The sequence below is a fragment of the Brevundimonas sp. P2_A6 genome (assembly GCF_056404975.1).
Map to the genome: position 1 here is coordinate 236,044 of NZ_JBFUCZ010000003.1, position 24,462 is coordinate 260,505.

The 24,462-nt window shown below is 67.1% G+C and carries 24 protein-coding genes; 15 read left to right on the forward strand and 9 right to left on the reverse strand.

The genetic code is table 11. The annotated features are described in order from the left end of the window. Positions 1-4: 4 nt before the first annotated feature. A complete protein-coding gene (locus tag AC1DW4_RS10100; RefSeq protein WP_477017130.1) occupies positions 5-3,586 on the forward strand; it encodes an ABC transporter permease/M1 family aminopeptidase in 3,582 nt (1,193 codons plus the stop codon). Here the strand turns inward: AC1DW4_RS10100 and AC1DW4_RS10105 are convergent. Beyond that, positions 3,583-4,131 (reverse strand): glutathione S-transferase family protein, encoded by a 549-nt coding sequence (locus AC1DW4_RS10105; RefSeq protein ID WP_477017131.1) that lies wholly within the window; start codon positions 4,129-4,131, stop codon positions 3,583-3,585. The genes AC1DW4_RS10100 and AC1DW4_RS10105 overlap by 4 nt on opposite strands. Before the next feature lie 261 nt (positions 4,132-4,392). Between AC1DW4_RS10105 and AC1DW4_RS10110 the strand changes: the two genes are divergently transcribed. Genes AC1DW4_RS10110 through AC1DW4_RS10125 form a run of 4 tightly spaced genes read left to right on the forward strand, consistent with a single transcriptional unit; the run spans position 4,393 to position 8,221 of the window. Continuing rightward, complete coding sequence (locus AC1DW4_RS10110; protein ID WP_477017132.1) at positions 4,393-4,947, forward strand: 3D domain-containing protein; 555 nt, start codon at positions 4,393-4,395, stop codon at positions 4,945-4,947. Positions 4,948-4,988: 41 nt separating this feature from the next. Then, positions 4,989-6,140, forward strand: coding sequence for an AraC family transcriptional regulator (locus tag AC1DW4_RS10115; protein ID WP_477017133.1), 1,152 nt, complete (start codon positions 4,989-4,991; stop codon positions 6,138-6,140). Positions 6,141-6,178: 38 nt separating this feature from the next. Beyond that, positions 6,179-7,639, forward strand: coding sequence for a S41 family peptidase (locus AC1DW4_RS10120; protein ID WP_477017134.1), 1,461 nt, complete (start codon positions 6,179-6,181; stop codon positions 7,637-7,639). Between the two features lie 15 nt (positions 7,640-7,654). Beyond that, positions 7,655-8,221, forward strand: coding sequence for a hypothetical protein (locus AC1DW4_RS10125; protein ID WP_477017135.1), 567 nt, complete (start codon positions 7,655-7,657; stop codon positions 8,219-8,221). On the opposite strand, the gene AC1DW4_RS10130 is transcribed toward AC1DW4_RS10125, so the two are convergent. Genes AC1DW4_RS10130 through AC1DW4_RS10140 form a run of 3 tightly spaced genes read right to left on the reverse strand, consistent with a single transcriptional unit; the run spans position 8,218 to position 10,599 of the window. Further along, positions 8,218-8,538, reverse strand: a complete 321-nt coding sequence (locus tag AC1DW4_RS10130) for an Mpo1-like protein (RefSeq protein ID WP_477017136.1) — start codon at positions 8,536-8,538, stop codon at positions 8,218-8,220. The genes AC1DW4_RS10125 and AC1DW4_RS10130 overlap by 4 nt on opposite strands. A 37-nt stretch (positions 8,539-8,575) precedes the next feature. Beyond that, positions 8,576-9,385 carry an undecaprenyl-diphosphate phosphatase gene (locus AC1DW4_RS10135; protein ID WP_477017137.1) on the reverse strand — a complete coding sequence of 270 codons (810 nt, stop codon included), beginning with the start codon at positions 9,383-9,385 and terminating at the stop codon, positions 8,576-8,578. 23 nt (positions 9,386-9,408) lie between these two features. After that, positions 9,409-10,599 carry a citrate/2-methylcitrate synthase gene (locus AC1DW4_RS10140; RefSeq protein WP_477017138.1) on the reverse strand — a complete coding sequence of 397 codons (1,191 nt, stop codon included), beginning with the start codon at positions 10,597-10,599 and terminating at the stop codon, positions 9,409-9,411. A 128-nt stretch (positions 10,600-10,727) separates the two neighbouring features. Between AC1DW4_RS10140 and AC1DW4_RS10145 the strand changes: the two genes are divergently transcribed. The 5 genes from AC1DW4_RS10145 to AC1DW4_RS10165 all read left to right on the forward strand — a co-directional run bounded on the left by AC1DW4_RS10145 (position 10,728) and on the right by AC1DW4_RS10165 (position 14,655). Beyond that, the gene (locus AC1DW4_RS10145; RefSeq protein ID WP_477017139.1) at positions 10,728-11,648 is read left to right on the forward strand and encodes a cation diffusion facilitator family transporter; all 921 of its coding nucleotides are present in this window, start codon (positions 10,728-10,730) and stop codon (positions 11,646-11,648) included. Positions 11,649-11,695: 47 nt separating this feature from the next. Beyond that, the gene (gene fzlA, locus AC1DW4_RS10150) at positions 11,696-12,376 is read left to right on the forward strand and encodes an FtsZ-binding protein FzlA (protein ID WP_477017140.1); all 681 of its coding nucleotides are present in this window, start codon (positions 11,696-11,698) and stop codon (positions 12,374-12,376) included. Between the two features lie 188 nt (positions 12,377-12,564). Next, on the forward strand, positions 12,565-13,680 hold the full coding sequence (gene queG, locus AC1DW4_RS10155) for a tRNA epoxyqueuosine(34) reductase QueG (RefSeq protein ID WP_477017141.1): 1,116 nt from the start codon (positions 12,565-12,567) through the stop codon (positions 13,678-13,680). Between the two features lie 9 nt (positions 13,681-13,689). Beyond that, positions 13,690-14,235, forward strand: a complete 546-nt coding sequence (locus AC1DW4_RS10160) for a hypothetical protein (protein ID WP_477017142.1) — start codon at positions 13,690-13,692, stop codon at positions 14,233-14,235. Positions 14,236-14,253: 18 nt separating this feature from the next. After that, complete coding sequence (locus AC1DW4_RS10165) at positions 14,254-14,655, forward strand: hypothetical protein (RefSeq protein ID WP_477017143.1); 402 nt, start codon at positions 14,254-14,256, stop codon at positions 14,653-14,655. A 4-nt stretch (positions 14,656-14,659) separates the two neighbouring features. On the opposite strand, the gene AC1DW4_RS10170 is transcribed toward AC1DW4_RS10165, so the two are convergent. The 4 genes from AC1DW4_RS10170 to AC1DW4_RS10185 are packed head-to-tail and all read right to left on the reverse strand — an operon-like array spanning position 14,660 to position 17,710. Next, entirely contained in the window at positions 14,660-15,625 is a 966-nt protein-coding gene (locus AC1DW4_RS10170; RefSeq protein ID WP_477017144.1) for a hypothetical protein, read from the reverse strand. Positions 15,626-15,667: 42 nt separating this feature from the next. After that, positions 15,668-15,949, reverse strand: a complete 282-nt coding sequence (locus tag AC1DW4_RS10175) for a DUF427 domain-containing protein (RefSeq protein WP_477017145.1) — start codon at positions 15,947-15,949, stop codon at positions 15,668-15,670. Positions 15,950-15,962: 13 nt separating this feature from the next. After that, positions 15,963-16,730 (reverse strand): ABC transporter permease, encoded by a 768-nt coding sequence (locus AC1DW4_RS10180; protein ID WP_477017146.1) that lies wholly within the window; start codon positions 16,728-16,730, stop codon positions 15,963-15,965. Further along, positions 16,727-17,710, reverse strand: coding sequence for an ABC transporter ATP-binding protein (locus AC1DW4_RS10185; RefSeq protein ID WP_477017147.1), 984 nt, complete (start codon positions 17,708-17,710; stop codon positions 16,727-16,729). Before AC1DW4_RS10185 ends, AC1DW4_RS10180 begins: the two co-directional genes overlap by 4 nt. Positions 17,711-17,851: 141 nt before the next feature. Between AC1DW4_RS10185 and AC1DW4_RS10190 the strand changes: the two genes are divergently transcribed. From AC1DW4_RS10190 to AC1DW4_RS10200, 3 genes are all read left to right on the forward strand, one after another. Then, positions 17,852-18,745 carry a DUF1206 domain-containing protein gene (locus AC1DW4_RS10190; protein WP_477017148.1) on the forward strand — a complete coding sequence of 298 codons (894 nt, stop codon included), beginning with the start codon at positions 17,852-17,854 and terminating at the stop codon, positions 18,743-18,745. A gap of 90 nt (positions 18,746-18,835) precedes the next feature. Further along, positions 18,836-19,384, forward strand: coding sequence for a lipocalin family protein (locus AC1DW4_RS10195; RefSeq protein ID WP_477017149.1), 549 nt, complete (start codon positions 18,836-18,838; stop codon positions 19,382-19,384). 17 nt (positions 19,385-19,401) lie between these two features. Continuing rightward, a complete protein-coding gene (locus tag AC1DW4_RS10200; protein ID WP_477017150.1) occupies positions 19,402-20,733 on the forward strand; it encodes a PQQ-dependent sugar dehydrogenase in 1,332 nt (443 codons plus the stop codon). A gap of 53 nt (positions 20,734-20,786) precedes the next feature. On the opposite strand, the gene AC1DW4_RS10205 is transcribed toward AC1DW4_RS10200, so the two are convergent. Beyond that, positions 20,787-21,254, reverse strand: a complete 468-nt coding sequence (locus AC1DW4_RS10205; RefSeq protein ID WP_477017151.1) for a hypothetical protein — start codon at positions 21,252-21,254, stop codon at positions 20,787-20,789. Between the two features lie 434 nt (positions 21,255-21,688). On the opposite strand from AC1DW4_RS10205, the gene AC1DW4_RS10210 reads away from it, so the two are divergent. Then, complete coding sequence (locus tag AC1DW4_RS10210) at positions 21,689-23,485, forward strand: long-chain-acyl-CoA synthetase (RefSeq protein WP_477017152.1); 1,797 nt, start codon at positions 21,689-21,691, stop codon at positions 23,483-23,485. A gap of 63 nt (positions 23,486-23,548) precedes the next feature. Beyond that, positions 23,549-24,418, forward strand: coding sequence for a flagellar motor stator protein MotA (gene motA, locus AC1DW4_RS10215; RefSeq protein WP_477017153.1), 870 nt, complete (start codon positions 23,549-23,551; stop codon positions 24,416-24,418). Positions 24,419-24,462 lie beyond the last annotated feature (44 nt).

Here is a 24,462-nt window from a genome sequence, read left to right on the forward strand (position 1 = left end):
GATCATGTTCGCCAAGGTCGCCGCCTTCGAATTCCGCTACCAGCTGCGCCAGCCGGCCTTCTGGGTCATCGCCATCGTCTTCGCCCTGCTGGGCTTCGGACTGGTCGCGGCATCGGACAATATTTCCATCGGCGCGGGTGGCAACGTCCACAAGAACGCGCCGTTCGCCCTGGCCACCATCAACGGCATCATGGCGGTCTTCTTCATGCTGGCGACCACGGCCATCGTCGCCAACGTCGTCGTCCGTGATGTGCAGACCGGCTTTGGACCCATGGTCCAGGCCACCCGCATCAACAAGTTCGAGTACCTGTATGGGCGTTTCGTCGGTGCGTTCGCGGCCACGGCCCTGTGCTTCCTGTCCGTCACCATCGGGATCGTCGCCGGAACCCTGGCACCCTGGGTGGACAGGGAGACGGTCGGCGCGTTCCGGCCCTGGGACTACGCCTATGCCTACCTCGTTTTCGGCCTGCCGGGCGTCTTCCTGACCTCGGCGCTGTTCTTCGCCCTGGCCACGGTCACACGCTCGATGATGGCGACCTATGTCGGCGTGGTCGGGGTGTTCATCGCCTATCTGGCGGCCTCCGGCATCCTGGGGTCCAAGCCGGAGCTGGAGACGGCCATGGCCTGGGGCGAGCCGTTCGGGGCCGGGGCCTACGGCCTTGTCACCCGCTACTGGACCGCGATCGAGCGCAACACGATCAATGCCCCGCTGGAAGGCGTCCTGCTGTGGAACCGGGTGATCTGGGTGGGGATCAGCGTCAGCATCCTGGCCCTGGCCTATTTTCTCTATCATCCGGCCGTTCGCGGGGCGAAGGCGGGCAAGCTCGACAAGCTGCGCGCGCTCGCGGCCACCCCCGCCGCGCCCGGCGTCGCCGACCGACCCCTGGCCTCGCCCACGGAAGGGTTCGCCGCCAGCTGGAGCCGCCTCACGTCGCGCACGGCCATCGAGATGGCCATGGTGTTCAAGAGCCCGGCCTTCCTCGTCCTGATCTTGCTGGGCTTCGCCTTCGCCACCACCACCCTTCTGGTGCTGGGCGAGATCTATGGCGCACCGATCCTGCTGGTCACGCGGTCGGTGATCTCGGGTCTGCTGGGTGCCTTCGGACTGATCTCGATCATCGTGGCCATCTACTACTCCGGCGAGCTGGTCTGGCGCGATCGGGACCGCAAGGTGCACGAGATCATCGACGCCTCGTCCACCCCGGACTGGACCTTCATCCTGCCCAAGACCCTGGCGCTGATCCTGGTGCTGGTATCGATCCTGCTGGCGGGCGTCGTGGCCGGCGTCGCGGTCCAGACCTTCAAGGGCTACACCCACTACGAGCTCGGCAAATACCTGCTGTGGTATGTCCTGCCGGGAGCGGTGAACTTCGGTCTGCTGGCCGTTCTGGCGATCTTCGTCCAGTCGCTGTCGCCCAACAAGTTCGTCGGCTGGACCATCATGGTGGTCTATCTGATCTCGACCATCGTGGCCCGGAACCTGGGCCTGGACCACATCCTGTATCGATACGGTGCGGGCATCGCCGTCCCCTTGTCGGACATGAACGGTCAGGGGGACTTCCGGGGCTTCGCCAACTGGACCGATGCCTACTGGACCATGGCGGCCATCATCCTGCTGGTGCTGGGCTACGGCCTGTGGCGGCGGGGGACCGAGACCCGCTATCTGCCACGCCTGCGCCGTCTTCCCTCGCGCCTGATGGGTCCGGCGGGCGTGATCGGGGGCCTGGCGCTGGTCGGCTTCATCGGCCTGGGCAGCTTCATCTACGTCAACACCAACGTCTGGAACGAGTACCGCAACCAGGCGTCCCAGGAACGGCTTCAGGCCGATTACGAGAAGGCCCTGCTGCGCTTCGAGACAACGCCCCAGCCGTCGATCGTCGATGTGAAGCTGGACCTCGACCTGCGCCCGCATACGCCCCGACTGGAAACGCGCGGGACCTATGTGATCGAGAACCGCACCGGCGCGCCCCTGTCCGAGATGCACATGCGCTGGAACGACGATCTGCAGATCAAGGCGCTGGACGTCCAGGGCGCGCGGATGGTGCGCGAATGGCCCGAGTTCGACTACCGCATCTATCGCTTCGCCGTTCCCATGGCCCCCGGCGAGCGGCGCACGGTGTCGTTCGACACGGTGCTGGAACAGCGCGGCTTCAAGGTCAGCGGCAATACGACCCGCATCGTCGACAACGGGACCTTCATCACCAATCGGGAGTTCGCGCCCATCATCGGCATGGACCGTTCCGCCGGTCTGCTTCAGGACCGCGCCAAGCGTCGCAAATACGGCCTGCCCGCCGAACTGCGCCCGGCCAAGCTCGAGGACCTGAGCGCGACCGGCAAGAACTACATCGGGGCGGACTGGGTCACCACCGACGTCACCGTCACCACCGACGCCGATCAGACGCCCCTGGCCCCCGGATATCAGCGCAGCGACGTGACCCGCGACGGCCGTCGTACCGTCCGCTTCGTGACGGAAAGCCCCGTCCTGTATTTCCTGTCGGTCCAGTCGGCCCGCTACGAGATCGCGCGGCGCATGCACAACGGCGTGGAGATGGTCGTGTATCACGACGCCCAGCACGCCCGGAACGTCGATCGCATGATGACGGCCCTGGCCACGTCGCTCGACTACTATCAGGCCAACTTCTCGCCCTATCAGTTCCGTCAGGCCCGGATCAGCGAGTTCCCGGCCTATGCCGACTATGCCCAGTCGTTTCCCAATACTTTCGCCTGGTCCGAAGGCCTCGGCTTCATCGCCGACCTGAGCGACGACACCAAGATCGACTATGTCACCTACGTCGGGGCCCACGAGTTCGGCCACCAGTGGTGGGCGCACCAGGTCGTGGGGGCGAACATGCAGGGGATGACCCTGCTATCCGAGACCTTGGCCCAGTATTCCGCTCTGATGGTGATGGAGCGGCTCTACGGCCCGGACAAGATCCGCCGCTTCCTGCAGTTCGAGCTCAACAACTACCTGCGCTCGCGCGGCACCGAGCGGATCGAGGAACTGCCCCTGAACCGGGTCGAGAACCAGCAGTACATCCATTACCGCAAGGGTGCGCTGGTCATGTATCTGCTCAAGGACCAGATCGGCGAGGCAAACGTCAACCGCGCCCTGTCGCAGTTCCTCAGCGCACACGCCTTTAAGGGGGAGCCCTATCCGCGCTCCACCGACCTGATCGCCCTGTTCCGCGCCAACGCCCCGGCCGACAAACAGGCCCTGATCACCGACCTGTTCGAGAAGATCACCCTCTATGATCTGAAGACCACCGCCGGTACGGCCACCCGCCGAAGCGACGGCCGCTGGGACGTGGCGATCACCGTGGAGGCCCGGAAGCTCTATGCCGACGGTCAGGGTGTGGAGACAGAGTCACCCCTGAACGAAAGCATCGACATCGGCCTGTTCACCGCCGAGCCGGGCAAGGGCGCCTTCGACCGCTCCAATGTCGTGGTGCTGGAACGCCGGGCCCTGCACTCCGGCACCCAAACCTTCCGCTTCGTCACGGCGACCAAGCCGACCTTCGCGGGCGTCGATCCTTACAACAAGTGGATCGACCGCAACTCGGACGACAACGTGCGGGACGTCGATTAGGCGATGGCGAAGGCCGCCTCGGTGCGGCCGATCCAGTCCCGAACGGCGGGATAGGCCGACAGGTCGAACCCGCCCTCGTGCGCCACACGGGTGTAGGCGACCAGGGCCAGGTCGGCGAGCGTCGCCCCCGGTCCGCCTGCCAGCCAGGCCGCGCCCGCCAGTGCGTCCTCCATCCGCCTCAGCGCCAGATGACCGCGCTCCAGCAACCGGGGTTCCACCTCGTCGGCGCGCTTGCCGGCATAGAGCCGCTGGAACCGCGCGACCGCGACATACGGTTCGTGGCTGTATTGCTCCCAGAACAGCCACTCCAGCATCTTCGCCCTTTCCCAGGTGTCGACCGGTATCCACGGGGTGCCTTGGCCCAGATGCAGCAGGATGGCGTTCGACTGGGCCAGGGCACGGCCATCCTCGAACACCACGGTCGGCACCTGACCCGACGGATTCAAAAGGAGAAATTCCGGCGTACGGCTGCCACCCGTCATGATGTCGACCTCGACCCACCGATAATCACGGCCGAGCGCGTCCAGCATCCACTTGACCTTCAAGCAGTTGCCCGACCGAATATCTCCATGGACAGTAAGCATCGCGCCTCAGCAAAGGATTTCTGATCGTCCAATACTGCTATCGCGCTTCGAGCCGTTGCCCAACCCCGGTTTCGCTTATCTCAGACAACGGTTGATTGATCACTCCACAACGGTGGACAGGCCGTCGCAGCCGCCGGCGTTGCCACAATTTGGCCATCGAACGCGGCGACACGCCGCCCTGCCGGTACAGTCTGGGGACCGGCGTCACGACGAGTTCGATCTGTGTTCAACACCCTCGCGGCGTTCGCCATGCTCTGGGCCTCAGCCTTCCCGGCTGCCGACCCGATCGCCTATGAGGCAGCCGTGGCTGCCGATCCGGTCGTGATGGAAAGCCCTTTGAGCGCGAACGGTTCCGTCGAGGCCGCCGCCGATCTCAGCCCCGAGCAGATCGAACTGATGGCGCGCGATCCCGACTGGAACGCGCGTGCCAGCCTGTATCATGCCGGGGGTGGCGGTGCGACCGGCAATGATTCCCTGGGATGCCGCCCCGTCCCGATGCGCACCCTGGCCAGCGATCCCCGCGTCATCCCGCGCCGCACGCGGGTCTTCATTCGCGAGACCGTCGGCATGCGGATGCCCGACGGCAGCCTGCACGACGGCTACTGGTATGCGTCGGACACCGGCGGCGCCATCCGCGGCCAACGGGTCGATCTGTATACCGGCAATGGCCGCGGCTCGATGCAGCCGGCCATGCGCTTCAACCAGCAGCGCCTGACCATCACCAACGCCGGTCGTTTCGACGGCTGCCCGCCCGCCTGGAACACCGCGTCCAACTGACGCCTTTGCCGCGCGTGCCCGACCGGGGCTAGGCTGCGGGCATGGATGGCGTGACCCTGTATTTCGGCTGGCGTGTCGCGGTCCTCGGGGTGGCGAGCCTTCAGCTGATCGCTATGGCCGCCGCCATCACCACACAGGCTCCGAACGCGCGGGCCAATCGACTGCTGGCGGTCTTCCTGATCGTTCTGGTCGGGGTGGTGACGCCCTATACGATCGGGTTCGCCGGAGCCTACGACGCCTGGCGCTGGCTGACGTTCGCACCCTTCGCCATCACCCTGGCCCTGCCGCCTCTGCTGTTCGGATACACCCATGCGCTGGTTCAGGGCCGTTTGCCGGACCGGTTCGCCCTGCATCTGGTCCCGCCGCTGATCCAGCTGGCCTATGGTCTGGTCTGTTTTGCTCTGCCGCTGGATGCCAAGTGGGACTGGTACACGGGCGGCCATAAACACGTCGTCAGCCCCGCCTTCGAAGTCGCCCTGCTGGTCTCGTTGGGCCTGTATGCTGCCCGCTCGCTGAAGCTACTGACCGCCTACCGCCGCGATCTCGCCCAGGCCCGCAGCGACGATGACCGGTTCGCGGCCGGGTGGCTGACGCGGGTCATCGTCGCGCTGGTCTGCGTGCTCGCGATCTATGCGGCCTTCACCGTCTGGGACTGGCTCAGCGGCGGAATCGACTTCTTTCAGGAGACGGGCCTGTATCTGGCCCTCGCCGCGATCGGGCTCTACCTCGGTGTCGAGGGCTGGCGTCACGCGGCCCTGCGTTTCCCGGTCCCCGCGACCCTAACCGCCGCCGAAACACCCGTCGCCCCCGACTGGGCCAGCGTCGCCGCCAGCTTCGATACCCGTCTGCGCGAGGGCGGCTGGGTCAGGGAGCCGGACCTCAGCCTGTCGGTCCTGGCCCGGCGTCTGGCGACCAATACCGGCCGCCTGTCGCGTGCGATCAATCTGGGTCTGGGTCTCAACTTCTCGGCCTGGATCAACGGCATCCGGGCCGAGGCGGTCGCCACGGCTCTCGACGCCGGATCGCGCGACGACCTGCTGACCCTCGCTTTCGACGCGGGTTTCAGTTCCAAGGCCAGCTTCAACCGCGCCTTTCAGGCCCGCTTCGGTGTCGCTCCCTCGCACTATCGGCGCGGCGTCTCACATCCTGACTTTCGCACCGCAGACCCAGAAGTGAGGCGCGCGGTCGGCTGATCCGATGCAGGGTCCGGTCGTCCTCACCGGAGTTGTCGATGCTGTCCCGCCGCCACCTGTTGCACCTCACCGGCGGCCTCGCCCTCGCCACCGCCACGCCCTCGCTCGCAGGGTCCGCGAGGACCGATGATCTGGATGGCGACGTCGCCCTCCTGCGCGAGGCCTTCACCACCATTCACCCGGCGATCTATCGCTATGCCACCCCCGAACAGGTCCACGCGCGCTTCGACGCCCTGCAAACCGACTGGGCGCGATCGAGCTCCTTCGAGGGTCGCCTTGCCGCCCTGTCACGACTGACGGCACAGGTGCGTTGCGGGCACACCTTCCCCAATCCCTATAATCAGACGCGAGCGACCCGCGACCGGATCTACGGTGGCCGCCGCCTGGTGCCGTGCGAGTTTCTCTGGCTGAACGGCGCGATGGTGGTCACGGGCGACCGCTCGCGAGAGGGGGCCTTCGCGCGAGGCGACACCATCACCGCGATCAACGGCGTTCCAACCACCGACATCCTCTCACGACTGATGCCGCTGTCGCGCGCGGACGGTGGGGCCGACGCCAAACGCATCAACAACATGCAGATGCGCGGCGACAAGGCGTTCGAGAGCTTCGACCTGCACCTGCCACTCGTCCTGACCGGCATCGCCGACAGGGCGGCCTTTTCCCTTTCGGACGGCCGCATGGTCACGGCCGATCTTCTGACCATCGCAGAGCGACAGGCCACGCTCCCGTCCGCCGCCTCCGACGATGCGGTCAATCCCTGGCATGTGGAGCGTGGGGCCGATGACATCGTGCGCATGACGTTCCCGACCTGGGCCGTCTACAACGCGACCTGGGACTGGCGCAGCTGGCTGATCGCAGCGATGGACGATCTCGCGACCAGCGGCGCGCGCGGCCTGGTCATCGACCTCCGCGACAACGAAGGCGGGCTCAGCGAATGCGGCGACATCATCCTGTCGCGGCTCGTGCAGGGCGATGTAATCGGCCCCCGCGCCGATCGCTTCGTGCGCTATCGCCGCGTGCCCGATGCTCTCAATGTCTATCTGGACACCTGGGACGACTCGTTTCGTGACTGGGGTGACCGGGCCGTCGGACCTGATGCGGACGGCTTCTATCGGCTGACGGACGAGGATGGGCAGGACCCGGGACTGATACGACCGCAAGGCCGTCGTTTCGCGGGTCCGGTCGCCGTCCTTTGTGATGCCTCCAACAGCTCGGCCACGTTCGGCTTCGACCAGGTGGTCAAGGACAATGGGCTGGCGACCCTGATCGGCCCGGCGACGGGAGGCAGCCGGAGAGGCACCAACGGAGGCTATTTCTTCCTTCGGCTCCCGGCGTCGGGGCTTGAGGTCGATCTGCCCCACACCGCCATCCTATCGCGCGGCAACCAGCCCGACCTGCCCGTCGAGCCCGACATTCGCCTCGACTTCACCGCCGACGACATCGCCGCCGGTCGCGACCCCCAGATGACCGCCGCCACCGCCCACATCCTGTCCGCCTGACGAAAGACCCCGACCATGACCCTGCGCGTCTTTTCCGCCGCCCTCGCCCTGATCGTGCTGACGCCTGTCGTCGCCAGCGCGCAGGCGGCGACCGCTCCGTCACCTACCGAACTGCGCCTCGGCCTCGTCGGACATTGGTCCGGCGCACTCGGCTACCGCGACTACCAGACCGATCAGTTGTTCGAAATCCCGGTCACCACGACCATCACCACGCCCGGCGACGGCGCGACGCAGGTGCGTCAGTCCCTGTTCAACGACGGGCCGGACAAGCCCGTGTGGATCACCAGCATCAGCCTGGACGACCCCGCCACCGGAACCTCGACCTCTGTCAGCTTCCGCGCCGGAAACGCCCCGGAACTGTCGACCGAGACCGTTCGCGTCGCCGCTTTCACAGACGCCACCCACTGGACGGTGGTCTATTCGGAAACGGGTGAGGACGACGACCAGCCGGCCGATATCCGCCTGACCGAGACCCGCGACGGCGACAGCCTGCTGGGGGTCAAGGAGGTCCGCCCCGTCGGGGCCGACGACACGGCCTGGCGCTTCCGCAACCAGACCAGACTGACGCGAACCGGCGACTAGAACTTCCGCTGGCCGCTGACGGTCTCGAAAAACATCCGCCAGTCGCCCATCAGGCTCCACAGCGGATACTGGAAGGTGGCCGGCCGATTCTTCTCGAAGAAGAAATGCCCGACCCAGGCGAAGCCGTAACCGACCAGCGGCATGGCCAGGAACCACCAGGCATCGACGAACAGACCAAGCAGCGCGGCCACGATCACCAGCGCCGATCCGACGATATGGATGCGTCGGCAGGTCCGGTTGGAATGCTCGTGGATGTAATAGGGATAGAAGGCCTCGAACGAGGCGAACCGTTCACCGGGCGCGGGGGCGTGGGTCATGGCGCTGAGGTTCCTCCGAAAGCCGGTCGCTGACAAGTCAGGCCAGGACGCCGGTCCACAGCAGGCCCAGGCCGATCACCCCGACGGCGATCCGCCACCAGGCGAAGGGGGTGAAGCCGTGGCGGGCCACGAAATCCAGCATGGTCTTCACCACGAACAGGCCGCTGACGAAGGAGACCACGAAGCCGATGGCGATCAGCTGGATCACGTCGCCGGTCAGCAGATCGCGCGATTCCCAGAAATCCAGGGCGAAGGCCCCGACCATGGTCGGGATGGCCAGAAAGAAAGAGAACTCAGCCGCCGCCCGCTTGTCCACGCCCAGCAGCAGCCCGCCGACGATGGTGGCCCCGGAGCGCGACACGCCGGGGATCAGCGACAGGCACTGGAACAGGCCGACGCCCAGCGCCGTCTTCAGGGAAAAAGTCATGGCGTCGTGCTCGCGCGCCTTCGGGGCCCAGCGTTCCAGCGCGATCAGGGCGAACCCGCCGACGATCAGGCTGATGCAGACGACGGTCGGGTTGAACAGCACCGCCTTAATGAAGTCGTGGATCAGCAAGCCCAGCAGGGCGGACGGGAAGAAGGCCAGCAGCACCGCATAGGCAAAGCGGCGGGCGGCCGGATCCTTGCCCGGCAGGCCGATCAGGACCTTCCACAGCCGACTGAAATACAGGGCGACGACCGCCAGGATCGCGCCCAGCTGGATCATGACGATGAAGGTGTCCCACGGCTCGTCGGCCAGTTTCAGCACGCTCTTGGCCAGCAGCAGGTGGCCGGTGGAGGAAACCGGGATGAACTCGGTCAGCCCCTCGACGAGGCCCAGAATGATAGCCGCCAGCCAGTCAGTCATGAAATCCCCGTCCTGTCCCGGGATCATTCGCCGCCGGGTCGTGGCCCCACATAGCGCAGGCGCGCCCGGATAGGCGAGCCGTCGGTGATCTGATCCAGCGCATGGGCCATCAGGCCCGTCAGCCGCCCGACCAGAAGCACGTCCAGCGCCCCGTCGCGCGGCAGGTCCAGCCGACGGGCCAGCACCGCCAAGGCGACGGCGAACCCGGCCCGTGACCCGCTCACGGCTTCGCCTTCGCGCAACACGGCCACCAGATCGGCGGGCAGGTCGGCCAGCGCCAGGAGAGCCTCAGCCCTCGGATCGCCGAGGGGGAAGCTCTCGCTGCCGAAGCCGGGAATCACGCCCGTGATCTCCATGTGCCGCCTCGCGACCCCGGCCGGATCACGCCGCGCCTCGACGACATAGGCGATCGCGCCTTTCAGCGTCCGCGCCATGGTCGAGCCGGACAGGGCCACCACACCGGCCATGGCCGCACCCGCCGGCGACGCGCCGCCTGACGCCGCCGCTCGTGTCGCCAACACCGCCGGGTTCATGTCGTGATCGGCCGCCAGCACCAGGGCGCGCCTTAGATGGACGCTGTCGCGCTCCAGCATTTTCCAGCCGCGCGCCAGGCGCTGGTGAAAGAACAGGCGCGGGCCCGGCCCTGCCACGGCGTCGACGACCTCGTTCATCGCCGTGGCGGCTTCACGCCGCAAACTTTCGGCGTCGCGGCCCAGGGACGGTGCGTCCTCTTCCGCGCGCCGGGAAAGGGCCGCGAACAGCCGGGCGCGCGGCGAGGCTCCGCCGGCGCCGTCCACCCGGACGCCAAGGCCGGCGAAGGGATTGTGATCGCCGCACCCCCAAAGCAGCCGCGCGGTCTCCTCGACCGTCGCGCCTTGCGCCCACTCGGCCGCATCCCGGCCGCGATAATAGATGCGCCCGTCCGTGGCGAAGCTGACGGAAGACCGGATGACCGCCTCGCCCTTGACCGCCGGCTCGAAGGGCAGAACCTGACCCGCCACCTCCCCGCCCGACGTGCCCTTCAGACGGGCCACGTCGGAGGCGGCATAGAGGCTGCGACGCGGGTCGCTGGGGTCGGGGCGAGCCGTGATCCGGCCCCGGCTGACGTAGGCGTAAAGGGTCTGGGTCTTGACGCCGAGCAGCGACAGGACCTCGGCGCGGGGGATCCACCGATCCGCCGCCCCCCCGATCCGCTCGCTCGTGCCTGACGTCATCGTGTGAGCCCCCCTCGATTAACCAAGTCGCCCGCACCATGGGGCGGTTTGATGACCGGTCTGCTAACACGGGTCCGCGACGACCGGCGTCCTTGGCAACCGGCGGGCGATAGGCGACAAGGCGCACGATGACCTCCCCCGTCGCTCGTCCCCCCTTTGGCACCCTGACGCCCCGCCAGATCACGACCATATCCGTCGCAGTCGCGGTCGTGCTGATCGCGCTGAAGGCCTTTGCGTTGGGGGCCTCGGGCTCGGTGTCCATCCTCGCCTCGCTGGCGGATTCGGCGCTCGATCTGATCGCGTCCCTGGCCACATTCTATGCGGTGCGCTGGGCCGGGCGACCGCACGATGCCACCCACCGCCACGGCCACGGCAAGGCGGAGGCCATGGCCGCCCTGGTGCAGGCGGGACTGGTGTTCGCGTCCGCGGCCTTCATCGGCTGGGAGGCGATCATGCGCATCTTCGATCCCTATCCGGTGTCGGGCGGACCATGGGCCATCGGCGTCGTGCTGGTCTCCGTCGCGCTGACCGGCGGTCTGGTCTGGCTGCAGACCCGCGCTCTGAAGGCCTCGGTGTCCATCGCGGTCTCCGCCGACCGAGCCCACTACGCCGCCGATCTGGCCTCCAGCATCGTTGTTCTGATCGGCGTGGTGTCGGGGGCGTATCTGAAGGCACCGGGCCTCGACGCGGCGGCCGGTCTGGTGGTCGCGGTCTGGCTGTTCTGGGGCGCGCTGGGGGTGCTCAAGGACGCCAGCAACCAGCTCCTCGACGCCGAAGCCTCGGACTCCGATCGTGTCGCCCTTACCACCGTCGTTCTGGCAGACCCGCGCGTCGAGGGCGTGCATCAGCTGCGGACCCGAATGTCCGGCACCCGCCTGTTGGCCCAGATGCACATCGACCTGGACCCGACCCTGTCGTTCGAGGCCGCCCATGCGATCGTGGTCGATGCCGAGCGTCGGGTGACGGCCGCCTTTCCGGAGGCGGAGGTTCTGATACACGCCGACCCGCGCGGGGTTCGCCCTGCCGTGCCGACCTCGCCCTGGGCCTGACGACAGCGTAAACGCGGATTTAACGGGCGGCGGTGCAGGTCAGGCCCATGTCGGCGAGCGTCCTGTTCCATTTCCCCTTCGATCCCGGCTCGCGCACCGCCCGCCTGGCGCTGGGCGAGGCGCGCATCGAATGGACCGAGGTGATGGTCCGGCCCTGGGAGCCGGATTGCCCGGTCGGCGACCTGAACCCGTCGGGCATGCCGCCTGTGTTGCAGGTCGAGGGACCGCCGGCTCTGACCCTGTGCGAGGCCCCCGCCATCCTGGGCTGGATCGAGGATGCCCAGAAGACGCCCCTTTTGATGCCGGCGGACGCCGTCGAACGCGCCGAGGTGCGCCGCCTGACCGCCTGGTTCGACCGTCGCTTCACCGACGAGGTCAACGCCGTCCTCCTGCACGAACGGATGGAAAAACCCCTGCTGCGTCTCGGCCCGCCCGAGGCGCGAATGCTGCGCGAAGGCCGCGAGGCGCTGAAGCATCATCTCGGCGTGTTCGAGGCCCTGCTGACCCGTCGAGACTGGCTGGCCGGTCGTCGCCTGAGCCAGGCCGACATCGTCGCCGCCGCCCACCTGTCGACGCTCGACTATTTCGGCGAGATCGCCTGGGCGTCGTGGCCGGGGCTGAAGACCTGGTACATGAAGATCAAGTCCCGCCCCTGCTTCCGCCCCCTGCTGGCGGATCGGTTCCAGGGTCTGGCCCCGGCGGCGCATTACGCGGACCTGGATTTCTGAAATCCAACTCCCGTCTCCCCTTGCGGGAGAAGGTGGCCGAGCGAAGCGAGGTCGGATGAGGGGTGAAACTCGATATCCACCGCTGGTCCTTGCCGGATGCATGTCGCCTGCATCCTCGCACCCCTCGTCCGTCAGCCTTCGGCTGCCACCTTCTCCCGCAAGGGGAGAAGGGATGTCATAAGCACCCCATGTCCGACCCCCGCGACATCCTCCGCACGCAGGCGGCCCAGCTCGGCTTCTCGGTCTGCCGCTTCGCGTCGGCATCCGAGCCGTGGTCGGCCGGCGAGCGCCTTGCCCACTTCGTCCAGGCGGGCCGCCACGGCGACATGGGCTGGATGGAGTCAACGCTGGAGCGCCGCGCACATCCCACCGCCATGTGGCCGGACGCCCGGACCGCCATCGTCCTGGGCATGAACTACGGTCCCGACACCGATCCCCTGCCCGAGATGGACGACGCCTCGGCCGGATACATCTCGGTCTATGCGCGCGGCGACGACTATCACGAGGTCATCAAGGGTCGGCTGAAGACCCTGGCCGGTCAGGTCGCCGCCCGGCTCGCCGCGGACGTCAAGGTCTTCGTCGACACGGCCCCCCTGATGGAAAAGCCCCTGGCCCAGCGCGCAGGGGTCGGCTGGCAGGGCAAGCACACCAATCTGCTCAGCCGCGAGCACGGCAACTGGCTGTTCCTGGGCGTGATCCTGACGGCGGCCGAGATCGAACCCGACGCGGCGGAGACCGAGCATTGCGGCACCTGCACGGCCTGTCTCGACGTGTGCCCGACGCAGGCTTTCCCCGCCCCCTTCCAGCTGGATGCGCGGCGCTGCCTGTCCTACCTGACCATCGAGCACGCCGGGCCGTGGCCGGTGGAGTTTCGCGCGCTGACCGGGTCGCGCATCTATGGCTGCGACGACTGTCTGGCGGTCTGTCCGTGGAACAAGTTCGCCCACGGCGCACGCGAGGCGCGCCTGACCGCACGCGAGGCGTCGATCAGTCCCCGCCTCGCCGATCTGGCGGCGCTGGACGACGGGGCGTTTCGCGGGCTTTTCTCCAGGAGCCCGATCAAGCGGATCGGCCGCGACCGCTTCGTGCGCAACGTCCTCTATGCCATCGGCAACAGCGGCGACGCGGCCTTGGTGGGGGTGGCCTCGCGGCTGGCGACGGACGCATCGCCGCTCGTCCGGGGTGCCGCCGTCTGGGCGTTGTCGCGTCTGCTGGATGGCCCGGCGTTCGCCGCCCGACGCGACGACGGACGGGCACTCGAAACCGAGGCCGGGGTGCTCGCGGAATGGGATGGCGCGGCCTAGACTGATCGCATGCCCCACTACGCCCGCTTCATCGCCATGGTCGTGCTCGGACTGGTCGCCGTCGGCGGGGCGGCCTGGCGCCTGGTCCGGCCGAAACCGGTGCCCCTCTACGAAGAGACGGCGATGATGTCGCCGGACATCCGGGCGCGACTGCGGGCGTTGCGCGACGGGGCGAAGTTCGAAGCCGAAGGTGACTACCCCGGGCCGAAGGGTCCCAAGACCCGCGCCAGGCTGTCGGCCGTGATCGACGACCTGCTGGACGACGTTCTGTCCGAATCCGACGAACCGATCGAGGCCTCGGACCTGGCCGGTCGGCTGGGTCTGGCCGTCGCCGCGGTGTCGAAGCGAACCCAGGCCGATGCCCGGCGCGCACACGGCTACATGCTGGAAATCTGGTGGATTTTCGGTTTCCGCTCCGCCACCGGCTATTTCACGGCGGAGGACGGAGCGGGTGTCGTGGAGGGCTGGGCCGAACCCCTGCCGCCGGGCTGGACGGGCCCCGAGGGTCGCGCAGCCGGGCTGCAAGAGGCCGTTAACCCGACGAGCGCACCCTGACGTCCAGGGAGACTGCTTATGCCGAGCATCATGACCGCCAGCTACCGCAGCCGCCGGGACCATTTCGAGCCCAGCGACAACGACCCCCAGGAACAGCGCCGGCTGCGCGGCCATCTGGAACAGATCGACTACACCGCCTTCGTCTCGAACCGCGAGGTGATCCCTCAGGTCCTCGGCCTGGGAGCAAACCACACCGAGCCTGCCGCCTTCCAGCGCCTGGCGGTCGCCGCCGCCACCGCCCGCGCCCGATGGATCGCAGAGGCCCTGAAGCTGACCGAGGCGGGCGTGGCCATCAGCGCGCAGGACGCCCAACGCCTGGCCGCGATGCGCGCCGCTTATGACGAACTGTCCGAGGCCTATGAGGGCCTGCGCCGGATGGTCGAGCGCGGCTATCTGCCCTATCGCGGGCCCGAACGCTGAGCCTTCAGTTCAGCGGCTGCGGCCGGGTCTGAACCGGGGCATCCGGGTCGGTCTGGGCGGCCTCGGCCGCCGTCGGCGGCGGCGCGACCGGAGCCACGATCAGGGGAGCCGTCTCGATGCGAGGCGCTGTGGCTTCCACGTTCAAGCGCGACGTCTCGGAGGGGCGCGAAGTCTGAGCGGGGGCTGCGGCCGTCGGCGCGGCCCGGACGGGTGCGGCGGTTGTCGGCGCAGGCGTCGTGGAAGGGCGCGCGGTCGAGGGGACGGTTTCGACCTCGGCGGCATCGACAGCGCCCTCGGCGAGGGGAACCGCTTCCACGGGCGCAGGCGTGGTCAGCGCCGGTGCGGCTGCTGTCGGCACGGACGAGACATCGGTCGGACCCGGCACCGACGCATCGGGCTTCAGGACCCACCAGCCCGCTCCAGCCGCCAGCACAAGCGCGATCGCGGCAGCGCCGATCCAGACGGCTTTGGGCACGCCGGAGCGGCGCCGAGCGGCGGTGGCATAGGACGGGACGACTGGCTCGAGCACGGGGGCCGGCGCCACCGTTCGCGGCGGGGCCGTGGCCGGTTCGGGCAAGCGGGCCACCTCAGCCGCAGCCGCCACCGGCTGGGGCCTGGACGGAGCGGGGGTCGCCGGGTCGACCGGCGATGAAACGGTCGCCGAAGCCGCATCGGCCCGGGGTGTCGGCAGAGGAGCCGTCCTGATCGGAGTCTGGGTCGGCGTCGCTGCCGGCGCAACCCTCGGGATCATCGAGCCACTCAGGATACCGGCACCGGTCGCGCGCTGCGGAGCCTGGGCGACCTGTCGTTTGGCTGGCGCAGGCGCTGGCGTCGATCCGCTCAGAGAAGGCCCGACGCGGAACACCTGTTGTGGCGGGCGCGACCAGGTGATCTGGCCCCGCTTGAAGGGCTCAGGCGAAGCACCGGGAGCGGCGCCGGATTGGGGCTTGGAGGAAGGCGTATCGACCATGGCCCGTCTTAGAAGGTCTGGATGTGGCGGTCCAATGACGGATCAGCGAACCTCGACACCCTTCCAGAAGGCGATGCGGTCCTTGATCTCGGCCGCCGCCGACTTGGGATCGGCATAGAACCAGGCCGCGTCCTTGTTCTCTTTCCCATCCACAACCAGCGAGTGGTAGGAGGCCGTGCCCTTCCACGGGCAGACCGAAGTGGTGGTCGACGGCGTCAGATAATCGGCCTTCACCGATGCGCGCGGGAAGTAGTGGTTGTTCTCGACCACCACCGTGTCGTCCGATTGAGCGATGATCTGCCCGTTCCAGGTCGCAGTCGTCATGTCGAAAACTCCATCAGGATTTGAGGCGATAGCCGGTCTTGAACATCCAGAAGACGATGGCCAGACAGACGATCAGGAAGCCGAAGGTGGCCATCAGGCTCCAGCCGATGCCCACGTCGCCCGAGCCGTAGAAGCTCCAGCGGAAGCCACTGATCAGATAGACGACGGGGTTGAACAAGGTGACCGTTCGCCACGCGGGCGGCAGCATGTCGATCGAATAGAAGGATCCGCCCAGGAAGGTCAGCGGCGTGACCACCAGCATCGGGATCATCTGCAGCTGCTCGAACCCATTAGCCCAGATGCCGATGATGAAGCCGAACAGGCTGAACGTCGTCGCCGTCAGGATCAGGAAGGTCAGCATCCAGACCGGATGCAGGATCTGAAGCGGCACGAAGAAGGCCGCCGTCGCCAGGATGATCAGGCCCAGCACCGCCGACTTGGTCGCCGCCGCCCCGACATAGGCGATGACGATCTCCAGTGAAGACACGGGGGCAGACAGGATCTCGTAGATCGTGCCGGTGAACTTCGGGAAATAGATGCCGAACGAGGCGTTGAAGATCGACTGTGTGAACAGGCTCAGCATGATCAGGCCGGGCACGATGAAAGCCCCATAGGGCACGCCGTCGATCTCGGTCATGCGCGACCCGATGGCCGAGCCGAACACCACGAAATACAGGGCGGTGGTGATCACGGGCGTCACGATCGACTGCCACACGGTGCGCAGGGCCCGCGCCATCTCGAAGCGATAGATCGCCCAGACGCCGTATCCGTTGAAGGTCATGCGCCCGCTCCCACGCGAATGTCCTGCGCCGGCTCGCGGTGAACCAGGCTGACGAAGATGTCCTCCAGCGAGCTTTGCCGGGTGTTCAGGTCCTTGAACGCGATCCCGGCGTCCGACAACGCGCGCAGCAACGACGGCACGCCGGTTTTCTCGGCGTTGGAATCGAACGCGTAGGACAGCTCGCTGCCGTCCGCGTTCAGGGCCAGATTCCATTGCGCCAGGGCGGGCGGAACTTCGGCCAGCGGATCCTGCAGGTTCAGCGTCAGGGTCTTCTTGCCCAGCTTCTTCATCAGCTCGGCCTTGTCCTCGACCAGGATCAACTCGCCCTTCAGGATGACGCCCACCCGATCGGCCATCTCCTCGGCCTCCTCGATATAGTGGGTGGTCAGGATAATGGTGACGCCACCCTCGCGCAGCTCGCGCACCAGGTTCCACATGTCGCGGCGCAGCTCGACGTCCACGCCGGCCGTCGGCTCGTCCAGGAACAGGATATCCGGTTCGTGGCTCAGGGCCTTGGCGATCATGACCCGGCGCTTCATGCCCCCGGACAGGGTCATGATCTTGTTGTCCTTCTTGTCCCACAGGCTGAGCGCCCGCAGGGTCTTTTCGATGAACGCCGGGTTCGGAGCCTTGCCGAACAGGCCCCGGCTGAAGGTGACGGTGGCCAGAACCGTCTCGAACGCGTCGGTGGTCAGTTCCTGCGGTACCAGGCCGATCTTCATCCGGGCGTTTCGATAGTCGCTCTGGATGTCGTGACCATCGGCCGTGACCGCTCCTGTCGAGGGCGTCACGATCCCGCAGACGATCGAGATGAGCGTCGTCTTGCCCGCCCCGTTCGGACCCAGCAGGGCGAAAATCTCGCCCTTGCCGATCTGCAGGTCCACGGTCTTCAGCGCCTGCAGGCCCGAGGCGTAGGTCTTGGTCAGGCCCCGGATGTCGATGACGGGCGCGGCGGTGGGCGGAGAGGCGGTCGGCGGCATTCGGCGCGTCCTGAGATTTCGGCCGAAGCGGCGTGTCCGCAATATGGCGCCTGCGATCACAGGCTCAAGACGGAGAGGAAGCCTTTTCCTGCTTCCAGGCGTTCAACGGCTCCGCTTGCAGCCGTCGCGATCCCTGAACCCATGCCCAACCTGCCGTCCTTCGATCTGGCCCATACCGCATCGGGCCTGCTGGCGCGGATCGGCATCGGTCGGAAGAAGGAGGCGGTGCGCGATCATCTGGAGATCATGTCGCGGATCGGGTTCGCGGCGAACGGGGTGATCTATGTCTCGATCGGCCTGCTGATCCTCGCAACCACCCTGGGTCTGCGGACCCAGCCGGTGGACGAGCGGGGCCTGCTGCACGTGGTCGCCAACCAGCCGATGGGTCGTCTGTGGCTTATCGTGCTGGGCATGGGACTGTGGGCCTTCGTCGGCTGGCGGCTGTTGCAGGCCCTCTTCGACATCGACCGCGAGGGATCGGACCTGCGTGGCTGGGCCGTGCGCATCGCCCAGGGGTTCAGCGGCCTGTTCTATGGGGTGATCGCCTTCGCCATCTTCAGCCTGCTGCATGACGCCAACGCCATCGACGGCGCGGCCCAGGTCGCGCAGAACCGGCATCAGGCCGCGCTCGTCCTGGGTCTGCCGTTCGGCAGCATCCTGCTGACGCTGACCGGGCTCTGCATCGCCGGGGTGGGCATCAGCAACGTCGTCACCGGCTTCGTCAGCGACTTCGGCGCGACCCTGTCCTGTTCTAAGGAGGTTCGGCGTTGGGTCCTTCCTTTGGCGCGGATCGGCTACGTCGCGCGCGGTCTCGGCTATCTGCCGCTCGCCGTCTTCGTCGTCCTGGCCGGCTGGCGGGCGGAGGCGACGCGGGTGGAGACGTTCGCCAGCGCCCTGGACGCAGTGGGCAATCAGCCCGGGGGCGTTTGGCTGCTGACCGCCACGGGGGTCGGCCTGGTCGCGTATGGGGCCTATGCCTTCGTGGAGGCCCGGTATCGGAGATGCCGCGCCCCGGCCGATCTGAAGCCGCGCTGACGCAAGGGCTGCCTCCGCGCGCTTTCGTCGCGTCCATCCGGGGAACCTGCGCCGTATCTTCGGTCTTCCTGTCCTGTCCGGAGACCGTCCATGTCACGCAAGTCCATCGCCCTTTCGCTGGCCCTCGTCGCCGCCCTGGGGCTGGCCGCCTGTGCCACCGCCATTCCCGCCGACCAGGTCCGCGCGCCCCAGCCGGCCAAGGCCGTGGACGCCGAACGGCTCTACACCGGTCGCTGGCTCGAGATCGGGCGTCTGCCGATGCGCCTGACGGATGGATGCGTCGCCGGGGCCACCTCCTATGACCTGCGCTCTCCGACCTCGCTCGCGCTGCGCGACACCTGCCAGTCCGGCACGCCGACCGGCAAGGAAAAGGCTATCGGCGCCGACGCGACCATTCTTGATCCCGGCACCAACGCCAAGTTCCGCGCGCGATACTTCGCCGGCTTCGTAACCTGGGAATACTGGATCCTGGATCACGACGACAACTACACCTGGTTCATCTCCGCCGATCCGACCTTCGACAAGCTGTGGATCTATACGCGCGAGGTGCCCAGCGCCGCCCAGCTGGCCCAGCTCGTCGCCCGTGCCCAGGCGCTGGGCTACGACACCAGCCGCCTCGAATTCCCGCCGACCGCCTGATCGACAAGGACGCCGCCATGGTCGCTCGCTCCACCCTCGCCGTCTCTGCGGCGACCATGGCCCTGGTGGCAGGTCTGGCGGCGTGCGCGGCCCCGCCTCCCCTGCTCCCGCCGGGCTCGACCTACGGGGCAACCCCCCAGATCACCGAGCCTCACAAGAGCGGGCTGATTCCGACCGTCAACATCGCGCCGGCGACAGGCTGGCCAGCAGGGGTCATGCCCACCCCGGCCCAGGGGTTCAGCGTCCAGGCCTTTGCGGCAGGCCTCGATCACCCCCGCTGGCTTTATCGCCTGCCGAACGGCGACATCCTCGTCGCCGAATCCAATGCCCCGCCCAAGCCCGACGACAAGAAGGGCGGCATCCGCGGTTGGATCATGGGAATGGTCATGAAGCGCGCGGGCGCGGGCGTCGAAAGCCCCAACAAGATCGTCCTGCTGCGCGACGCGGACGGCGACGGCGTGGCCGAGGTGAAGACCGATTTCCTGACCGGCCTGAGCTCGCCCTTCGGCATGGCCCTGGTCGGCGACCGGCTGTTCGTGGCCAATGCCGATGCCGTCGTCGCCTTCCCATATCAGACCGGGGCGACGCAGATCACGGCCGCACCGACCACGATCGCCGCCCTGCCGGCCGGTCGCAACCACCACTGGACTAAGAGCCTGGTCGCCTCGGCCGATGGCACGAAGCTTTATGTCGGCGTCGGCTCCAACTCCAATGTCGGCGAGAACGGCATGGAAGAAGAGGTGGGTCGCGCCGCGATCCACGAGATCGATATCGCCACGGGCCAGTCCCGTATCTATGCCGGAGGCCTGCGCAATCCCGTCGGGCTTGCCTGGCAGCCGGACAGCCAGACGCTTTGGGTGGCCGTCAACGAACGCGACGAGCTCGGCAACGACCTGGTGCCCGACTACATGACATCGGTCACGCCGGGAGCCTTCTATGGCTGGCCCTACAGCTATTATGGCCAGCACGTGGACACCCGCGTTCAGCCGCGGGACCCGGCCAAGGTCGCCTCCGCCATCCCGCCCGACTATGCGCTGGGGGCCCACACGGCCTCGCTGGGCCTGACCTTCTACGAAGGCAGTTCGTTTCCGGCGAGTTTCAGCCATGGAGCCTTCGTCGGCCAGCACGGATCGTGGAACCGCGAGCCAAAGGCCGGCTACAAGGTGATCTTCGTGCCCTTCACCAGCGGCGTCCCCAGCGGCGCGCCGATGGATTTCCTGACCGGATTCCTGAACGACAGGGGCGACGCCATGGGCCGTCCAGTCGGCGTCCAGACGGACAGGACCGGAGCGCTGCTGGTGGCCGATGACGTCGGCAATGTCATCTGGCGGGTTTCGCCCGAAGCGTAAGGCAGCAAAAAGCCCCCGGTGAAAACCGGGGGCTTCTTTATAGGGGATGCGACCTAGCTCAGGGGCGCGACCGGGATGGACGGAGCCGGCGGCGTCGCGGTCGAAGGCGTCGTCGACGGCGCGACGTAGGGGGTCGGTCCCGACGGCTGGACCGGAGCGGCATCACGAACGACCGGAGCCGGGGCCTCGGCGGGGCGCACCGCACGGCTCGGCTGGACGTTGCGCGCCCGGACGGCGGGGGGAGGCGTCGGGGCCGCTTCGCGGACCACCGGGGCGGGTGGCGTGGCCGCAGGCTCGATCACCGCGTTGGACGGCAGGCTGGAGCTTTCCACCGGCGTGGATGTGGCCGCCGGGAGCGGCGCGCTCAGGGTGGCCGGCTCAGCCAATGCCGCGGCCTCGGGCTGGTCGGACATCATCAGGGCGGCACCGCCCCCCAGAAGAGCCAGTGCACCAATAGGGGCCAGGATCATCCACGTCTTGACCGACTTCTTCTTGCGCGAGCCACGAGCGTAGCTGGGCACAAAGGTTTCTTCAGTCGAAAGCGGGACGTTGGGATTCGATTCGGAATAAGTCACGGACATTTGTGTATCCTCCTAAGTCAGGCAGGAAGAACAGCCTTCGATAAACACAGTTCCAGCGAATCGTTGCTGGCCTTCAAGAAACACCACCTTGGCCGCAATCGTGTCCGTTTCGACGTTGAATCAGGCAAAACCTGAGCACGTCGGGGTTCTGTTCGCGTTACACGCGTTCTTGACGATGGCCTGGTCGAAGCCGGCATCAACGGTCAGCGCCTTCAGGGACCCTTCCTTCCCTTGGGTGACCCATGCAGCGGCGCCACGACACCAGCGAAAAGCCGGCGACCACCGTTACAGATTCTCCCGCCGGTTGACCCGGACCCGACGCTTGTCCATCACGGTCCTGAAACCTTCCGCACGAACACGGAGCGATGCCGACCATGGGGCTAGCCGCGAATATCCGACGCGATCTGACGTTCGCGGCCGGTCTGCGTCGGCTGCTTCAGCGCATCAAGCCCATCGCGCTCGATAGCGATGTCCTGATCTGTGACGACTTCGAGGAGGCCGTCGACAAGTTCGGCGACAACATCGCGCTGGAAGATGAGACCCGCAGCCTTACCTATCGCGAGCTGGACGCCATGGCGAACCGCTATGGTCACTGGGCGCGGAACCGGGGTCTGCGCCGGTCCGACGTCGTCGGCCTGGTGATGTCGAACCGCGCCGAATACATCGCCGCCTGGATGGGGTTTGCCAAGGTCGGGGTGGCCACGGCCCTGATCAACACCAACCTGACCGGCCAGGCCCTGGCCCACTGCCTGAATATCGCCGGCGTCGCCCAGGTCGTGGCCGACGAGGACACCTGGCGGCGCTGCGAGGAGGCCCGACCCTTCGTCACCCGCACCATGATGCTGTGGGTGCTGGGCCTGAAGGAAGCCGACGAGGTTTCCGAACGTCGCGGCCTGGACAATCCGGTTCGCAGTGGATCGTCGGTTCGCCCCCAGAAGTCGGTCCGCGACGGCCTGACCAACCGCGACACGGCCCTCTACATCTACACGTCCGGCACGACCGGCATGCCGAAGGCCGCGCGCATCCACCACGCGCGCGCCCGCACCTACATGCGCGCCTTCGCCGGCGCGACCGCCTCGACGGCCGAGGACAAGGTGTTCAACGTCCTGCCGCTGTATCACTCCACCGGCGGGCTGGTCGGGGTGGGTCCGGCCTTCCTGAACGGGGGTCGGCTGATCCTGCGCCGCAGGTTCTCGGCCTCCAGCTTCTGGAAGGACGTCAACGCCACCGGTGCGACGCTGTTCGTCTATATCGGCGAGCTGTGCCGCTATCTGGTCAACTGCCCTGAACAGGAGGGCGAGCGCGGGCACAAGCTGCGCCTCGCCTTCGGCAACGGCCTGCGGCCCGACGTCTGGACCGACTTCCAGGCCCGGTTCGCCATTCCCAAGATCCTGGAGTTCTATGGCTCCACCGAGGGCAATGTCTCGCTGTTCAACTTCGACGGCAAGGCCGGTGCGATCGGCCGGGTGCCGAAATTCCTGAAGAAGCAGATCAACATCCGGATGGTCGCCTTCGACCTGGACAGCGAACTGCCCGTGCGGCTGCCCAACGGCTTTTGCCAGGAAGCCCGCGTGGGCGAGATCGGCGAAGCCATCGGCGCGATCGGCGACGACGTGCGTCATGACTTCTCCGGCTATGCCGACAAGGCCGCGTCGGAAAAGAAGATCCTGACCGATGTCTTCGTGCGTGGCGACCGCTGGTTCCGGACGGGCGACCTGATGCGCCAGGACGCCGAAGGCTATTTCTATTTCGTCGACCGGATCGGCGACACCTTCCGCTGGAAGGGCGAGAATGTCTCCACCGCCGAGGTCGAACAGCGCCTGACCGACGCGCCGGGCGTCAAGGAGGTCATCGCCTATGGCGTCCCGGTGCCGGGTGCCGAGGGCAAGGCCGGCATGGTCACCGTGATCGCCGACGGAAAGTTCGTGGCCAAGGACTTCGGGGCCTATGTCGCCGAGCAGCTGCCACCCTATGCCCAGCCGGTCTTCGTGCGGATCGCCAAGTCGCTGGAGACCACCGGCACGTTCAAATACCGCAAGGTCGATCTGGTCGCGGAGGGCTTCGACCCCGCCGTGGTCGGTCAGGTCTATGTGCGGGGCGGCAAGTCCGGCTATCAGAAGCTGACCGCCGAGGGCTATGCGGCGATACAAAGCGGCGCGACCCGGCTCTAGGCGCAAGGCGGCGTTAAGCATTAACCGCCATGGTTGCCGCTCCTATCGGGCGCGGACCACCTCATGTTTCAGATAATCGGCATCGTTCTGCTGTTCGGCCTGGTGTTCGGCAGCTTCCTGATGTCCGGCGGCAAGATGGACGTGATCATCCACGCCGCGCCGCACGAACTGATGGCCATCCTGGGTGCCGGCGTGGCCGCCTTCCTGATGGCCAACAGCATGACGACCATCAAGTCGGCCATGGGCGGTCTGGGCAAATGCTTCGCCGGGCCGAAGTGGAAGAAGCAGGACTACAAGGATCTGCTGTCGCTGCTGTTCGCCCTGACCAAGACGATGAAATCCAAGGGCGTCATCGCCCTGGAGAGCCACATCGAGAAACCAGCCGAGAGCACCATTTTCCAGAAATATCCCAAGGTGCTGAAGGACCATTTCGCCACCGATTTCATCTGCGACACCCTGCGGATGATGACGATGAACCTGGAGGATCCTCACCAGATCGAGGACGCCATGGAAAAGCAGCTGGAAAAGCATCACCACGAGGCGTTGAATGCCCCGCATGCCCTCCAGACCCTGGCCGACGGCCTGCCGGCGCTCGGCATCGTCGCCGCGGTGCTCGGCATCATCAAGACCATGGGCTCGATCACCGAACCGCCGGAAATCCTGGGCGAGATGATCGGTTCGGCACTGGTCGGCACTTTCCTGGGCGTCTTCCTGGCCTATGGGCTGGTGGGACCGTTCGCCGCGCGGCTGCAGTCGATCGTCGACGAGGAATGCGCCTTCTACAAGATCATCCAGTCCGTTCTGGTCGCCCACCTGCACGGCAATGCGGCCCAGATCTCGGTCGAGATCGGTCGCGGCGACATCCCCTCCAGCGCCCAGCCGTCGTTCCTGGAAATGGAAGAGACCCTGTCGGCCGCCCCCGCCGAGGCCTGATCGCAGCGATCTGATCGTCACGCGCCGATCACGGGGCCGTGTAA

Coding starts and splice junctions, on each gene's coding strand:
- AC1DW4_RS10120 (WP_477017134.1), top strand. CDS start 6,179: ATGCTGTCCCGCCGCCACCTGTTGCACCTCACCGGCGGCCTCGCCCTC.
- AC1DW4_RS10140 (WP_477017138.1), bottom strand. CDS start 10,599: ATGACGTCAGGCACGAGCGAGCGGATCGGGGGGGCGGCGGATCGGTGG.
- fzlA (WP_477017140.1), top strand. CDS start 11,696: ATGTCGGCGAGCGTCCTGTTCCATTTCCCCTTCGATCCCGGCTCGCGC.
- AC1DW4_RS10160 (WP_477017142.1), top strand. CDS start 13,690: ATGCCCCACTACGCCCGCTTCATCGCCATGGTCGTGCTCGGACTGGTC.
- queG (WP_477017141.1), top strand. CDS start 12,565: ATGTCCGACCCCCGCGACATCCTCCGCACGCAGGCGGCCCAGCTCGGC.
- AC1DW4_RS10170 (WP_477017144.1), bottom strand. CDS start 15,625: ATGGTCGATACGCCTTCCTCCAAGCCCCAATCCGGCGCCGCTCCCGGT.
- AC1DW4_RS10180 (WP_477017146.1), bottom strand. CDS start 16,730: ATGACCTTCAACGGATACGGCGTCTGGGCGATCTATCGCTTCGAGATG.
- AC1DW4_RS10185 (WP_477017147.1), bottom strand. CDS start 17,710: ATGCCGCCGACCGCCTCTCCGCCCACCGCCGCGCCCGTCATCGACATC.
- AC1DW4_RS10130 (WP_477017136.1), bottom strand. CDS start 8,538: ATGACCCACGCCCCCGCGCCCGGTGAACGGTTCGCCTCGTTCGAGGCC.
- AC1DW4_RS10100 (WP_477017130.1), top strand. CDS start 5: ATGTTCGCCAAGGTCGCCGCCTTCGAATTCCGCTACCAGCTGCGCCAG.
- AC1DW4_RS10210 (WP_477017152.1), top strand. CDS start 21,689: ATGGGGCTAGCCGCGAATATCCGACGCGATCTGACGTTCGCGGCCGGT.
- AC1DW4_RS10135 (WP_477017137.1), bottom strand. CDS start 9,385: ATGACTGACTGGCTGGCGGCTATCATTCTGGGCCTCGTCGAGGGGCTG.
- AC1DW4_RS10175 (WP_477017145.1), bottom strand. CDS start 15,949: ATGACGACTGCGACCTGGAACGGGCAGATCATCGCTCAATCGGACGAC.
- AC1DW4_RS10200 (WP_477017150.1), top strand. CDS start 19,402: ATGGTCGCTCGCTCCACCCTCGCCGTCTCTGCGGCGACCATGGCCCTG.
- AC1DW4_RS10125 (WP_477017135.1), top strand. CDS start 7,655: ATGACCCTGCGCGTCTTTTCCGCCGCCCTCGCCCTGATCGTGCTGACG.
- AC1DW4_RS10115 (WP_477017133.1), top strand. CDS start 4,989: ATGGATGGCGTGACCCTGTATTTCGGCTGGCGTGTCGCGGTCCTCGGG.
- AC1DW4_RS10190 (WP_477017148.1), top strand. CDS start 17,852: ATGCCCAACCTGCCGTCCTTCGATCTGGCCCATACCGCATCGGGCCTG.
- AC1DW4_RS10145 (WP_477017139.1), top strand. CDS start 10,728: ATGACCTCCCCCGTCGCTCGTCCCCCCTTTGGCACCCTGACGCCCCGC.
- AC1DW4_RS10165 (WP_477017143.1), top strand. CDS start 14,254: ATGCCGAGCATCATGACCGCCAGCTACCGCAGCCGCCGGGACCATTTC.
- AC1DW4_RS10195 (WP_477017149.1), top strand. CDS start 18,836: ATGTCACGCAAGTCCATCGCCCTTTCGCTGGCCCTCGTCGCCGCCCTG.
- motA (WP_477017153.1), top strand. CDS start 23,549: ATGTTTCAGATAATCGGCATCGTTCTGCTGTTCGGCCTGGTGTTCGGC.